13 protein-coding genes are annotated in these 13,173 nt (G+C 72.2%); 4 read left to right on the top strand and 9 right to left on the bottom strand.

The genetic code is table 11. The features are described 5' to 3' along the window. Nucleotides 1-195 precede the first annotated feature (195 nt). Nucleotides 196-639 (bottom strand): peptidylprolyl isomerase, encoded by a 444-nt coding sequence (locus VM889_07365; protein ID HVL48357.1) that lies wholly within the window; start codon nucleotides 637-639, stop codon nucleotides 196-198. A gap of 90 nt (nucleotides 640-729) precedes the next feature. Here VM889_07365 and VM889_07360 point away from each other — a divergent pair, with 90 nt between their 5' ends. Further along, a complete protein-coding gene (locus tag VM889_07360) occupies nucleotides 730-2,496 on the top strand; it encodes a PDZ domain-containing protein (GenBank protein HVL48356.1) in 1,767 nt (588 codons plus the stop codon). 3 nt (nucleotides 2,497-2,499) lie between these two features. On the opposite strand, the gene VM889_07355 is transcribed toward VM889_07360, so the two are convergent. Next, nucleotides 2,500-3,681: an acetyl-CoA C-acyltransferase gene (locus VM889_07355; GenBank protein HVL48355.1), complete on the bottom strand. Its 1,182-nt coding sequence runs from the start codon at nucleotides 3,679-3,681 to the stop codon at nucleotides 2,500-2,502. A gap of 317 nt (nucleotides 3,682-3,998) precedes the next feature. On the opposite strand from VM889_07355, the gene VM889_07350 reads away from it, so the two are divergent. Continuing rightward, the gene (locus VM889_07350; protein ID HVL48354.1) at nucleotides 3,999-4,676 is read left to right on the top strand and encodes a DUF1405 domain-containing protein; all 678 of its coding nucleotides are present in this window, start codon (nucleotides 3,999-4,001) and stop codon (nucleotides 4,674-4,676) included. On the opposite strand, the gene VM889_07345 is transcribed toward VM889_07350, so the two are convergent. Together VM889_07345 and VM889_07340 are read right to left on the bottom strand one after the other, a co-directional pair. After that, nucleotides 4,659-5,576: an AEC family transporter gene (locus VM889_07345; GenBank protein HVL48353.1), complete on the bottom strand. Its 918-nt coding sequence runs from the start codon at nucleotides 5,574-5,576 to the stop codon at nucleotides 4,659-4,661. The genes VM889_07350 and VM889_07345 overlap by 18 nt on opposite strands. 217 nt (nucleotides 5,577-5,793) lie before the next feature. After that, nucleotides 5,794-6,951, bottom strand: a complete 1,158-nt coding sequence (locus VM889_07340; GenBank protein ID HVL48352.1) for an acyl-CoA dehydrogenase family protein — start codon at nucleotides 6,949-6,951, stop codon at nucleotides 5,794-5,796. Nucleotides 6,952-7,068: 117 nt separating this feature from the next. Between VM889_07340 and VM889_07335 the strand changes: the two genes are divergently transcribed. Next, nucleotides 7,069-8,016, top strand: coding sequence for an MBL fold metallo-hydrolase (locus tag VM889_07335; GenBank protein HVL48351.1), 948 nt, complete (start codon nucleotides 7,069-7,071; stop codon nucleotides 8,014-8,016). Here VM889_07335 and VM889_07330 read toward each other — a convergent pair whose 3' ends face one another. The 5 genes from VM889_07330 to VM889_07310 are packed head-to-tail and all read right to left on the bottom strand — an operon-like array spanning nucleotide 8,017 to nucleotide 11,722. Further along, nucleotides 8,017-8,328: a hypothetical protein gene (locus VM889_07330; GenBank protein ID HVL48350.1), complete on the bottom strand. Its 312-nt coding sequence runs from the start codon at nucleotides 8,326-8,328 to the stop codon at nucleotides 8,017-8,019. It abuts the gene before it with no gap. A 25-nt stretch (nucleotides 8,329-8,353) separates the two neighbouring features. Then, a complete protein-coding gene (locus VM889_07325) occupies nucleotides 8,354-9,283 on the bottom strand; it encodes a hypothetical protein (protein ID HVL48349.1) in 930 nt (309 codons plus the stop codon). Beyond that, complete coding sequence (locus VM889_07320; protein ID HVL48348.1) at nucleotides 9,284-10,438, bottom strand: thiolase family protein; 1,155 nt, start codon at nucleotides 10,436-10,438, stop codon at nucleotides 9,284-9,286. A 55-nt stretch (nucleotides 10,439-10,493) separates the two neighbouring features. Beyond that, entirely contained in the window at nucleotides 10,494-11,087 is a 594-nt protein-coding gene (locus VM889_07315; protein HVL48347.1) for a GNAT family protein, read from the bottom strand. After that, on the bottom strand, nucleotides 11,087-11,722 hold the full coding sequence (locus VM889_07310; protein HVL48346.1) for a helix-turn-helix domain-containing protein: 636 nt from the start codon (nucleotides 11,720-11,722) through the stop codon (nucleotides 11,087-11,089). Before VM889_07310 ends, VM889_07315 begins: the two co-directional genes overlap by 1 nt. 124 nt (nucleotides 11,723-11,846) lie before the next feature. On the opposite strand from VM889_07310, the gene VM889_07305 reads away from it, so the two are divergent. Continuing rightward, entirely contained in the window at nucleotides 11,847-13,148 is a 1,302-nt protein-coding gene (locus VM889_07305; GenBank protein ID HVL48345.1) for an aminotransferase class V-fold PLP-dependent enzyme, read from the top strand. The last annotated feature ends 25 nt before the right edge of the window (nucleotides 13,149-13,173 follow it).

Here is a 13,173-nt window from a genome sequence, read left to right as displayed (position 1 = left end):
CCGAGGGGGGCGTCGTGGGCGGGGGCTGCTGGTCCTGGCCGCCGATGCAACCGGCGAGGGGGAGAGCGACGAGAACGAGCGCGAGCGCCACCGCGAGTCCGGGCTTCCGCATGGACGTCACGTCGCAACCCATGCCACGAGCCCTATAAAAGCTCATTGGATTGGCAGTTTCGGCATGGCTTGGCACCGCCGGACTCAGGCGCCGTCGCGGTAGACTTCGACGACCGTGATGTCGAAGGTGAGGGCCTCCCCGGCAAGCGGGTGGTTCAGGTCCAGGGTCACGGTCTCGTCGTCAAACTCGACGACATCGGCGGGAAAGCTGTTTCCGTCCTCGTCCTCGACCTCGACCTGGAGGCCGACGCTCAGGGGACCGGTGTCCGCGTCGAGCGCGTCGCGGTCGAACGTCTGGACGAGATCCTGCCGCTTGAAGCCGTAGGCCTCCTCCGGGGGGATGCGGACGCGCTTCGTGGCCCCCTTCGCGAGGCCGAGGACCGCCGTCTCGAAACCCGGGATGACCTGCCCGTCCCCGACGCGGAAGGTGAGCGGCTCGTCGTCGTCCCGGTTGGTGTCGAAGACCTCGTTGTTGTCCAGTCGACCCGTGTAACGGACGGCGACCGTGTCCCCGCGCGCGACGCTCATCGGGGCCGGAACGCGGCGCCGGGCGATAAGCTTGCCTTCGCTCGGGCGCGTTCGAAACGCCTCAAGTACGGGGCGCGCGTTCCGGCCGCGATGATCACGTACGCGCTCGCCATGCCGCGCCCGGCCGACCACCGCTTCGAGGTCACGATGCGGGTCGACGGCGTCGCGGGCGAGGTCGACCTCGTGATGCCGTCCTGGGCTCCCGGATCCTACCTCCTGCGCGAGTTCGCGCGCCACGTCTCCGGCTTCGAGGCCGAGGACGCGCGCGGAAACGCGCTTGCGTGGCGCAAGGTCGCGAAGGGCACGTGGCGCGTCGAATCCGGCCGCGCGCGGACCGTCGTCGTCCGCTACCGCGTGTACGCGAACGACCTCTCGGTGCAGACGAGCCATCTCGACGCCACGCACGGGTACGTCACGGGCACGAGCGTCTTCATGCACGTCGACGGTCGCAAGGAGGAGCCGCACGAGGTGCGCATCGCGCCTCCGCGCGGATGGCGCGTGTCCACGGGCCTCCCCTCGGTCCGCGGCCGCCCGAACGTCTTCCGCGCGGAAGGCTACGACCACCTCGCGGACTGCCCGTTCGAGATCGGCACGCACGACCTTCTGCGGTTCACCGTGGAAGGCAAGCGCCACGCGATCGCGGTCTACGGGCGCGGGAACCTCGACAAGAAGGTCCTCGTCGCCGACGTCAAGGCGATCGTGCGCGAAACGGCCGCCCTCTTCGGGGGGCTCCCCTACAAGGACTACCTGTTCATCCTGCACCTTGCGCCGAAGGGCGCGGGCGGCCTCGAGCACGCGAACTCGACGACGCTCCTTTGGGACCGCTTCGGCTTCCGGCCGCGCAAGCGCTACGAGGAATTCCTCGCGCTCGTCTCCCACGAGTTCTTCCACACGTGGAACGTGAAGCGCATCCGACCCGAATCTCTCGGCCCCTTCGACTACACGAAGGAGAACCACACGCGCCTCCTCTGGGCGATGGAGGGCCTCACGAGCTACTACGATCCGCTTCTCTGCGTGCGCGCGGGGGTCTGGAGCGAGGAGCGCTACCGCGACTACCTCGCGGAGACGATCCAGAAGCTCCGGACGCAGCCGGGCCGCTTCGCGGAGAGCCTCGAGGAGTCGAGCTTCGACACGTGGATCAAGTTCTACCGGCAGGACGAGAACTACGTGAACGCGGGCATCTCGTACTATCTCAAGGGCGAGCTCCTCGGCGTCGTCCTCGACCTCGAGATCCGACGCCGCACGCGCGGACGCAGGTCGCTCGACGACGTCTTCCGCCTGCTCTGGGAACGCCACGGGAGGACGGGCGTCCCGATCCTCGAGCCCGATGGATGGCGCGCGGTCGCCGAGGAGGCTACGGGCCTCGACCTCCGCGCGTTCTTCGCGGACCACGTCGCGGGTCGCGAGGAGCTGCCCCTCGAGGAGGCGCTCGCGACCGTCGGATGGACGCTCGAGGCGAAATTCCCCGAGGACGACACGAAGAAGATCGAGAAGGGCGAGGAGGCCGGCCCCGGCGCCTCGCTCGGCGTCATCCTCAAGGGCGACGCGCACGCGGTGGTCGTGAAATCGGTGCTCGCCGGCGCCGCGGGCGACCGCGCGGGCCTCGCGCCGGACGACGAGATCGTGGCGCTCGACGGATTCCGCCTCCGCAAGGAGGACGACCTCAAGAAGCGCCTCAAGGAGCGCCTGCCGGGCGACGTCGTCGCGCTCACGCTTGCGCGCCGCGACGAGATCGTGCCGCTCGACGTGGAGCTCGGCGACAACCCGCCCGAGAAGCACGCCGTGACGCCCGCGAAGCGCGAAACCGCCGCGCACAGGCGCGCGCGCAGGGCGTGGCTTGCGCCCCTCGCGAAGTGAGGCTCAGCGCTCGACAATCATCTGCACGGCGTTGCCGCCGCCGAGGCAGAGCGTCGCGAGACCGCGGCGCTTCCCCTCGCGCTTGAGGCCGTGGAGGAGCGTCGTGAGCACGCGCGCGCCCGAGGCGCCGATCGGGTGACCGAGCGCGACCGCGCCGCCCGCGACGTTGAACCGGCCCTCGGGGATCGCGCACTGCGCGCGCACCGCGCAGCTTGCCGAGGCGAACGCCTCGTTGTGCTCCACGAGGTCGATGTCCTTCATCGTGAGATCCGTCTTCGCAAGAAGCGCCTTCACGCCGTCGATCGGCGCGGCCATGACGCGCATCGGCGCGACGCCCACGGTGTTGTAGGCGCGGATGCGGGCGAGCGGCGCGACCCCCGCCTCCGCCGCCTTCTCGGCGCTCATGACCACCGTCGCGGAGGCGCCGTCGCTGATCTGGCTCGCGTTGCCGGCCGTGACCATCCCGTTCTCCTTGAACGCGGGGCGCAGGCGGCCGAGGATCTCGAGCGTCGTGTCCGGGCGCACCCCCTCGTCCTCCGCGAACGTGCGCGTGCGGCCCTTCCCCTCCGGCACCTCGACGGGAAGGATCTCGTCCTTGAACCAGCCGTGCTTGATCGCGTGCGCGGCGCGGCGGTGCGATTCGAGCGCGAACGCGTCGGCTTCGGCGCGAGAGACGCCGAACTCCTCCGCGACGACCTCGCCCGTGAGGCCCATCGCGACGCCGTCGTACGCGTCCCGCAGGCCGTCGTGGAACATGCCGTCCACGAGCTCGCCATTCCCGAGGCGGTATCCGTCGCGCGCGTTCAGCAGATAGTACGGAGCGTTCGTCATCGACTCCATGCCGCCCGCGACGACGACGTCCGCGTCGCCCGCCTTGATCGCCTGCGCCGCGAGCATGACCGCCTTGAGGCCCGACCCGCACACCTTGTTGACCGTGACCGCCGCGATCGAGGCCGGAAGGCCCGCGGCAAGCGCCGCCTGGCGCGCCGGCGCCTGGCCGAGGCCCGCCTGGAGGACGTTCCCCATCACGACCTCGTCGACGTCCCGCGCCTCGACCCCCGCCCGGCCGAGCGCCTCCCAGATCACGAGGCCGCCGAGGGCCGGCGCCTTGAACGCCTTCAACGAGCCGTTGAACTTCCCGATGGGCGTCCGGACCGCCGACGCGATCACGACCTCGCGCGTCATACGACCGCATGGCGGGTTTCGCCTTATAAGGCTTCAGCAGCAGGGGTCGAGGGCGCGCGACCGGATCCCGGGGCCGCGCGCGCGGTTCGGTTGCCGGGCGCCGGGCGCCGGGACCGGGACCGGGAGCGGGTGCCGGGTGCCGGGCGCCGGGCGCCGGGACCGGGACCGGGTGCCGGGTGCCGGGCGCCGGGCGACGGGACCGGGACCGGGTGCCGGGTGCCGGGACCGGGACCGGGACCGGGACCGGGTCCGGGTCCGGGTCCGGGTCCGGGACGCAGGCCGCCAAGGTTCATGTCGCGCGGGATCCTGCGCTCCGCGTGGACCTCTTCGAGCGCCTCCACGCCTTCAAGGCCGACGCCCGCTGGCGCGCCGCCATCCTGCTCGTGAACCTCGGCGGGATCGCCTACGGCTTCTACTATTACCTCGACCAGTTCGCGGTCACCCCGATCCACCTCTGGATCTTCGTCCCCGACAGCCCGCTCGCCGTCCTCTGGGCCCAGGCCGCGCTCGTCGCGTACCACTTCGGGAAGCGCTGGGCGTGGCTCGACGCCCTCGCCTTCGTCGCGAACGTGCAGGTCGGGTTGTGGACCGCCTACGTCCTCGTCCAGTACGACGCCTGGTTCGAGACCTGGACCTTCAACCTCAACTTCTGGCTTCTCTGGCTCCACCTCGGCATGGTCGCCCTTGCCGGCGTCTTCGTGCACGACCTCCGGCGCGACGCCCGCTTCGCGCGCGGGGTCGCCCTCGTCGCGGCGTGGGTTCTCGCGAACGACGTCGTCGACTACACGGGCGTGCTCCACACGTACCGCTCCGGGTGCCACCTCCGCCCCTTCACGGTGCCCTGCACCGCGAACGAGCCGATCCTCGCGGGCGTCACCTTCGGCCTCACGCTCGGGGCCGTCGCGCTGCTTGCGATCCTCGTGCGGGCCGGTCCGCCGCCCCGCGCGGGGGCCGGGCGGGAGCGTCCGCCGCTCGCCTCACACGAGCGCCAATAGGACCGGAAGCGTCAACGCCGCCGCGAGCGTCGTCACGAGGATCGTCGCCGCGACGGGCTCCTCGGCGCGGCCGAAGGCCTTCGCGACCGTGAACACGGTGACGCCGGTCGGGAGCGCCGCCATGAGCGCGACGATCCCCAGCTCGACGCCGCCGAGGCCGAGCGCCCGCCCCGCGACGAACGCGACGGCGGGGAAGACCGCAAGCTTCCCGAGCGCGGCCGCAAGCGTCACCCCCGGAGCGCGCGCGAAGGCGCTCGGCGACGTGTGGAAGAGGAACACGCCCAACGTGAAGAGCGCGACGCCGGAGGCGGCCGACGCGAGAAGGTCGAGCGGGAGGAACGGCGTCGGGAGCCTTCCGACGACGCCGGCCGCGACGCTCGCCGCCGCCCCCGCGAGCGCGGCGATGAAGAGCGGGTTCCTCGCGAGGGTGCGCCGCACGCTTCCGGGCGTCCGGTCGCCCGCGAGAAGCGCCGCCATGCCGATCGGGAGCGCGACGAGGATGCTCGTGGCCGCGAGGACGGCCGCGAGGCCGAGGGCGCTCGGACCGTAGACGACGAGGACGAGCGGGAAGCCGAGGTAGGCGATGTTGCCGAACCCGGAGGCGAAGACGGCCGCGCCGCCGAGCGTGGCGTCGGCGCCAAACGCGCGCGAAGCCGCGAAGCCCGCGAGGACGGCGGCCGCGAGGCCCGCGAGGAATGCGAGGACGGCGCGGGGGTCGGCGACCGACCCCAGGGGCGAGCGGGCAAGCGCCGTGAAGACGAGCGCGGGGAACGCGACCGTGTAGGCGAAACGGTTGAGCGCCTCGAGGTCGCGCCGGTCGAAGGCTCCGAGACGCCCCGCGAGCCATCCAAGAAGGATGACGGCGAAGATGGAGGCGACCGGGAGGACGACGTCGAGCACGGCGGGCGGAGCGGCGACCCGCCCTATCTGCCCTTGGATTCGTGCCGCGGGAGAGGGAGAGCGCGACGCGGGTGGAGAATCGTGTTTGGAGGCTCACGGTTCGCCCGGATCAGGTCGACCGCGCGCCGCGCTCACGCCCTCGATGGCGGTCTGGGGTGATACCCATTCTCGTCCAACCCTTGATGGGTCCGCGCGCCATGACAGCGCGGGTCCCGGCTCACTTCGTGGGGAGGCCGATCTCGCGCGCGATGACCATGCGCTGGACCTCGCTCGATCCCTCGCCGATCTCGCAGAGCTTGATGTCGCGGAACATGCGCTCCACCGGGTAGTCCTCGGTGTAGCCGTTGCCGCCCAGGATCTGGATGGCCTCCGTGCAGGCGCGCATGCCGATCTCGCTCGCGAAGAGCTTCGCCATGGACGCCTCGCGCGTGAACTTCGCGCCTTCGTCCTTGAGGGCCGCCGCCCGCATGAGGAGGAGCTGCGCGGCGTCGAGCTCGGTCGCCATGGAGGCGAGCTTGAACTGGATCGCCTGGAAGGTGCCGATCTTCCTGCCGAACTGCTCGCGCTCCTTCGCGTAGGCGAGCGCCGTGTCGTACGCTCCGAGCGCGAGGCCGTAGGCGAGGCTTCCGATCGCGATGCGCCCCGCGTCGAGCGTGCGCATCGCGCCGACGAAGCCTTTCCCGATGCCGGCCTCGCCGCCGATGACCTGCGCGTCGGGGACCCAGACGTCCTCGAGGAAGACCTGCGAGGTCGCGGACCCGTGCAGTCCGAGCTTCTTTTCGAGCTTCCCGAGCGTGAGGCCCTTCGCGCCCTTCTCGACGATGAAGGCCGTGATCCCGTGCGAACCCTTCGAGGGATCCGTCTTGGCCATGATGGTGAAGACGTCCGCGAAATGGCCGTTCGTGCAGAAGACCTTCTGGCCCGAGATCTTCCACCCGTCGCCCTCGCGCTTCGCGACCGAGGCGAGGCCCGCCGCGTCGCTGCCCGCGCCCGGCTCCGTCAAGCCCCACGCGCCCCAGTGCTCGCCCGAGGCGAGACGGGGGAGGTACTTGCGCTTCTGCTCCGGCGTGCCCATGATGCCGATGTGGCCCGTCCCGAGACCGCAGTGCGCGGCGAACGTGATGCCGACGGACCCGTTCACGCGGCTCATCTCCTGGATCGCGAGGTTGTAGGAGAGGGTGTCGAGGCCCGCGCCGCCGAACTCCGCGGGGATCGTCATGCCGGCGAGGCCGAGCTTCGCGGCCTCCGCGAGGACGGACGTGTTCCACACGCCCTCCTTCTCGATCTTCGGGATCTGGGGGCGGACGACGTTCTCGGCGAAGTCGCGGACCATCTTCTGGACCGCGCGCTGCTCTTCCGTGAGTTCGAACTTCATGGGGAATCCGCCCGGATGCGCGACGAAAGGGAGGGCCCGAGATAAACCTTCGGGGGTCGGGGACGCCGTGAAACCGGGGTGGAAACCCATTTCACGCGCCGCGGACCAATCGGGCGTGTGCTCCCCGAGGGCGTCCGTCGCATCGTGATTCCGACGCCCTTCGTCGTCGGGCCCGTGAACGCCTGGCTCCTCGACGGCGAGGAGGCGACCCTCGTCGACACGGGCCCGCTCGGGGACGTCGCCTGGGAGGCGCTCGCGCAGGGGCTCGGGGAGGCGCTCGGCCGAATCCGCCACGTCGTCGTCACGCACGGGCACGCCGACCACCACGGCCTCGCCGCGCGCGTCGTCCGCCGGACGGGCGCCGAGGTGCGCGTCCACGGGCTCGACCGCGACGCCGTCGAGCGCTTCGGCGCGCGTCGCCGCGAGCGCCGCGCGCTCTACGAGCCCGTCCTCGCAAGCTCGGGCCTCGACGACGCCGAACTCGGCCGCGTGCGCGCCGCCTACCGCCACCTCGGCGAGACGGCCGAGGATTGCGACGTCGCGGGAACCCTCGCGGAGGGCAACGTCGTCGAGGCCGGAGCCTGGCGCCTCGAGGTGCTCCACACGCCCGGCCACACCCCGGGCTCCGTGACGCTGCGCGAGGCCTCGGGGGCGTTCATGCTGGGCGGCGACACGCTCCTCGAGCGCATCACCTCGAACGCCATCTCGATCGCGCCCGACGAAGCCCGAGCGCTCAGCGAGTACCGCGCGAGCCTCGAGCGTCTCGCGGCGACGCGCGCCGACCTCGCGCTTCCCGGCCACGGCGACCCGTTCGCCGACCACGCGCGCGTCGCGCGGTCGAGCCTCGAAGCGCTCGCGCGTCGCCAGGAGAAGGTGCGCCACCTCGTGCGCGCGAAGGGTCCCCTCCTCGCGCGCGACCTGTTTCCGCACCTGTTCCTCGGCCGCGTGGTGGATCCTTTCCTCGCGATGAGCGAGACGCTCGGGCACCTGCGCCTCGCCGCGCTCGAGGGCGCGCTCGTCGCCGACCTCGGCTCGGACGGCCGCGAGCGCTGGCGCGCGGCGTGATCAGGGCCGCCCGCGCACGCCGCCCGCGCCCTTCTTCTCGTGCCCGGGCTGGCGCGCGATGTCGCCGCGGGCGAGCTGCACGGCGAGAATCAGCTGCGCGCGCGTCTTCTCCCATCGGGCGGGCGTCATCGTCGTCGCGATGAAATCCTCGACGCGCTCGGCCGGGAGGTTGTGCGGCGCATCGCGCGCGAGGGCCGCGAGGCGACCGGCGTCGCCGGCCTCGCGCAGCTCCTTCACGGCGTCGCGGCCCTCGACGTTCGCGAGGGCGCGCCCGAGGGCGGTCACGAAACCGTACGTCTGGCGCTCGTCCACGTCCCGGCATGCGGCGCGCGGGACTTCAAGGCGACGCCGCGCAGGCCTTGCCGCCGAAGGCCCGCGTGAGGAGGACGCCGTCCCAGCCGGTGCCTGCGTAGTGACCCACCGTCGGCTCGCAGCGCGTCCAGCGGAGGTCGCCCGGGCCGCGGCCCGCGGCAAGCGGCGCGCCCGTGTACGGGTTGTCGGGCCAGTTTCTTCCGGAGGCCGCGACCTCGATCGCGAGGGCGTCGCGGTCGACGCGCTCGGGGAGAAGCCCCGCGCGGTTCCTCGCGTGGGCCTCGACGAGCGTCACGACGAAGGCGTGCGCCTCCGCCGAGGCGCGGTCGAGCCGCTCGACGTCGGCCGCGGCCCGCGACTCGCGCGGCGGCGTCGTGAGCACGTCGGCCGTCGCGGCCGTGAGCGTATAGGGGGATTCGCGCGCGCCGGGCGCGTCGATGGTCGCGCGCGTGATGCGCCCGTTCTCCACGCGCAGCGTGAACGCGAACGGCATGGGGGCGCCCGTCGCATCGAGCGTGCCGCGGCCCTCGACGTCGAGCCCGCCCGCGCGCTCCGTCCTCGTGGCAGAGACGCCCGGCATCGCGAGCACGTATCTCAGATCCCACAGGAAGGCCTGCGGGGCGAACCCGCGCGCGCGGCCGTCGGCCGCGTCGTGCTTCACCCAGCGCTCGCCGGTCTGCGACGCGTAGATGGCGCGGCCTTCGCGGACGGCGAACGGCGGGAACTCTCGGCCGTCCGAGGAACGCGCGCCGAAGGTGGTGGCGCCCCACGCGATCTCGATGAGCGGCGGCGTCTCGCCCGGCTCCCCGGGCGTGAGGCGCACGCGCATGGGCTCGAACGCGAGGGCCTTCGAGAGCGCCGCGAGCCCGACGTCCGCGGCCGGCGCCGTGGGCTCGGCGCATCCCGCGAGCGCGGGCGCGAGGACGAGGACCGCGAGGGCGAGCGCGCGGGGCATCTAGAGCCGCTCGACGATCGTGGCGATGCCCTGACCGAAGCCGATGCACATCGTCGAGAGGCCGTAGCGGCCGCCCGTGCGCTCGAGCTCGTGGACGAGCTTTGTGACGAGCGCGCCGCCCGTTGCGCCGAGCGGGTGCCCGTGCGCGATCGCGCCGCCCATCGTGTTGACCTTCTCGTACGGCGCGCCCGTGTCCTTCATCCACGCGAGCGGCACGGAGGCGAACGCCTCGTTGCATTCGAAGAGGTCGATGTCGTCGATCGCGAGGTTCGCCTTCGCGAGCACGCGCTTCGTCGCGGGGATGGGGCCCGTGAGCATGAGCACGGGGTCGGACCCGACCGCGTCCATCGCCACGACACGGGCGCGCGGCGTCCAGCCGCGCTCGGCCGCGATCTCGGGGGTCGTGACGAGGAGGGCGGAGGCGCCGTCCACGATGCCCGAGGAGTTGCCCGCAGTGATGCGGCCGCCGTCGGGGCGGAAGGACGGCTTGAGCGCCGCGAGCTTCTCGGCGGTCGTGCCGGGGCGCGGGTGCTCGTCCTTCTCGACGACGCGCGTCTCGCCGTCGACCTCGACGGTGACGGGGATGATCTGCGACTTGTAGTGGCCCGCGTCGGCCGCGCGCGCGTAGCGGCGCTGGCTCTCGGCGCCGAAGCGGTCGAGGTCCTCGCGCGTGAAGCCCCAGCGGTCCGCGATGCGCTCGGCGCTCTCGCCCTGGTGGAGGATCTCGAAGGCCGAGGCGAGGTCCTCGCTCACGGGGCCCGCATCGGACCCGATCGGGATGCGCGTCATGTGCTCGACGCCGCCCGCGATCACGACATCCTGGAAGCCGCTTGCGACGCCCATCGCGGCGAAGTTGAGGGCCTGCTGGCCGGACCCGCACATGCGGTTGAGCTGCACGCCGGGCACGACGTCGCCCCAGCCCGCAAGGAGCGCGGCCTTGCGCGCGATGTTGAGGCCCTGCTCCCCGACGGGCGTCACGTTGCCGTAGATGACGTCGTCGATCTCGTCGGGCTTCAGGCCGTTGCGCTCCGTGAGCGCCTTGAGGGGCGCCGCGCCGAGGACCTCGGGGTGGGTCTCCTTGAAGGAGCCTCCGCGCTTGCCGAAGGGCGTTCGGAGGGCGTCGACGATGACGACGTCGCGGACCGTGCGGGCCATGCGTCGGGATCGCCCTTCGTCGCCTATAAAGCTCTCCTCCGCCGCGAGGGGATTTTCAGGGTCGCCGCGCGAGTCGGTCCTCGAGGCGCGCGCGGACCGCGGGCCATTCGGGACGGATCACGCTGTAGACCACCGTGTCCCGCAAGCGGCCGCTCCACGTGACCATGTGATGCCGGAGCGTCCCCTCGAACGTCGCGCCGAGGCGGAGGATCGCGTTGCGGGAGGTCTCGTTCAGCGCGTCCGTCTTCCACCACACGCGGTTCGCCCCGAGGTCGTCGAACGCGTGCCGCATCAGGAGATACTTCGATTCCGTGTTCGCGCCCGTGCGTCGGTGGGGGCGCGCGAGCCACGTGCGGCCGATCTCGACGCTGCCGTTGGGCCGGTCGATCGCCATGTACGTCGTCTGGCCGATGACCTCGCCGGTCGCGGCGAGGGTCTGCGCGAATGCGACGTCGGTTCCCGCCGCCGTCGCGGCGACAAGGAATTCGGTGCGGCGGCGCATCTCGTCGCGGTCGGGCTCGCTTTCGGGATTGAGCCGCCAGATCGCCTCGTCGCCCGCGCTCAGCTCGAAGAGACGGTCCGCGTCGTCGACCGCGAGGGGACGCAGCCGCACGCGCTTCCCTTCGAGCGTGACCGCGCGCGGATCCATCAGAAGCGGCCTTCCTGGCCGAGGATGACCTTCGCTTCGGCCTTCTGCAGGTGCTCGAGCACCGTGCTCTTCGCGAGACCGAGCCGCTTCGCGAGGTCCGTCGGCGAGGTGCGGCGCGGGAAGTCGTAGTAGCCGTCGGCGATCGCGGCCTTGAGGACGCGCCGCTGAGCGTCCGTGAGGCGGAGGTCCGGGAAGGTATCGCGCACGAGCGACTGCATGCGGACGGGTCCGTGCGCGCCGAGGGCTTCGAGGAGACCCTTCGCGCGGTCGCGGTACGCGAGGCCGATCGTCCAATGCTCGATGCCCGCGGACGGAAGGGTCGGGCCGAGAAGGAATCCGTCGTGGGCCGTGATGACCTCGATGAGGCTTTCCTGGGAGCGGTTCTCGACGAGGTAGAAGCCCGTGCCGCCCTCCTCGTCGAGGGCGACGGCGGCCTTGACGCCGGGATGCTCCTGCAGGGTCTTCGCGACCGCCGCGAGCGTTTCCGCGGACTCGGCCCGGACGGAGAGCACGTCGCGCGCGCGACCCTCGAACGGGACGGAGGAGCGCAGCGCGAAGGAAACGCTCGGCCACCGCGCGCTCAGGTCCGTCGCCCAGCACCCGCGATGCGCGATGTCGAACGAGAGCCGGAACATGGGCCTGCGAACGTCCTCCGGCCCCTTCAAGATAGGCCCGTCCTGGCCGGGTTGGGCGACCGCCCGTCCGGCCCCGACCCTGGCCGGGGGAAATGGAAAGGTCCACGGTCGCGCCTCCACGCGCATGGATATCGCGGCCATCCGCGACGCGTTCCCCGTCACCCGCGCCCGCGTGAAGGCCCCCGACGGTCGGGAGCATCCGCTCGTCTACCTCGACCACGCCGCAAGCACCCACGCGCCCACGCCCGTCCTCGAGTACGTCCAGCGCTTCATGTCGGAGACGTACGCGAACGTGCACCGCGGCGCCCACCAGCTCTCGGAGCGCTCGACGGACGCCTTCGAGGACGCGCGCGAGACCATCCGCCGCTTCCTCAACGTGCCGGACGACCGCGACATCGTGTTCACGCACAACACGACGAGCGCGCTCAACCTCGCCGCGCACCTCGCGCACCACGACGCGAAGCGCCTCGGCCGCGACGGCGCGACGATCACGTCGTGCCTCGAGCACCACTCGAACCTGCTCCCGCACCGCGCGCGCGGCCCGGTCGAGTGCGTCGGCATGACGCCCGAGGGCCGCCTCGACGTCGCCGACCTCGAGCGCCGCCTCGCGAAGAATCCGAAGACGCGCCTCGTCGCGATCACCGCCGCCTCGAACGTCACGGGCTTCCGCACGCCGGTCGACGAGATCCTCGCGCTCGCCGCGCGCCACGATGCGCCGACGCTCATCGACGGCGCGCAGGTCCTCGCGCACGGCGGCCTCGACTTCTCCTCGCTCCCGAACGGCGGACCCCAGTACTTCGCGGCCGCGGGCCACAAGGCGTACGCGCCGTTCGGCTGCGGCTTCCTCGTCGCCCCGCGCGCCGCCCTCGAGGCCGCGCCGCCGTTCCTTCCCGGCGGCGGCACCGTCCGCCTCGTGACGGACACGGAGACGTACTGGACCGAAGGCGTCGAACGCCACGAGGGCGGCACGCCGCCCGTTGTCGGCGCGGTCGCGCTCGCGGAGGCGCTCCGCTTCATCGAGCGCGCGGGCCGCCACGAGGCCGAGGTCCGCGAGCACGCGCTCCTCGCGCGCCTCCTCAAGGGCATGAGCGGGATCGACGGCGTCCAGGTCCTCGGCTCGACGAGCGACCGGGACCGCGTAGGCGCCATCTCGTTCATGGTGGACCACCTCCCGCCGCCCGTCGTCGCGAAGCGCCTCAACGACACGGCCGGCGTCGCCGTGCGCCACGGCTGCTTCTGCGCGCACCCCTACCTCCTGAAGCTCCTCCAGGTTCCCGACGACGACCCGCGTCTCGTCCACCTGCGCCACCACCCGGCGGGCGACGAGGACCCCGGCGCCGTGCGCGCGAGCCTCGGGCTCTACACGAACGAGTCGGACGTGAACACCTTCACGCGCGCGCTCGGCGAGATCGCGGCCGCGCGATAGGGGCAGCCACCCCGCGGGCGCGCGA

It is taken from the genome of Candidatus Thermoplasmatota archaeon (assembly GCA_035540375.1).
Lineage (GTDB): Archaea > Thermoplasmatota > SW-10-69-26 > JACQPN01 > JAJPHT01 > DATLGO01.
This window is presented reverse-complemented; position numbering and strand designations above follow the sequence as displayed.

Excerpts from the sequence above, each read along its gene's own strand:
- VM889_07320 (HVL48348.1), bottom strand. The coding sequence starts at position 10,438 with ATGGCCCGCACGGTCCGCGACGTCGTCATCGTCGACGCCCTCCGAACG.
- VM889_07325 (HVL48349.1), bottom strand. The coding sequence starts at position 9,283 with ATGCCCCGCGCGCTCGCCCTCGCGGTCCTCGTCCTCGCGCCCGCGCTC.
- VM889_07315 (HVL48347.1), bottom strand. The coding sequence starts at position 11,087 with ATGGATCCGCGCGCGGTCACGCTCGAAGGGAAGCGCGTGCGGCTGCGT.
- VM889_07340 (HVL48352.1), bottom strand. The coding sequence starts at position 6,951 with ATGAAGTTCGAACTCACGGAAGAGCAGCGCGCGGTCCAGAAGATGGTC.
- VM889_07310 (HVL48346.1), bottom strand. The coding sequence starts at position 11,722 with ATGTTCCGGCTCTCGTTCGACATCGCGCATCGCGGGTGCTGGGCGACG.
- VM889_07355 (HVL48355.1), bottom strand. The coding sequence starts at position 3,681 with ATGACGCGCGAGGTCGTGATCGCGTCGGCGGTCCGGACGCCCATCGGG.
- VM889_07305 (HVL48345.1), top strand. The coding sequence starts at position 11,847 with ATGGATATCGCGGCCATCCGCGACGCGTTCCCCGTCACCCGCGCCCGC.
- VM889_07360 (HVL48356.1), top strand. The coding sequence starts at position 730 with ATGATCACGTACGCGCTCGCCATGCCGCGCCCGGCCGACCACCGCTTC.
- VM889_07365 (HVL48357.1), bottom strand. The coding sequence starts at position 639 with ATGAGCGTCGCGCGCGGGGACACGGTCGCCGTCCGTTACACGGGTCGA.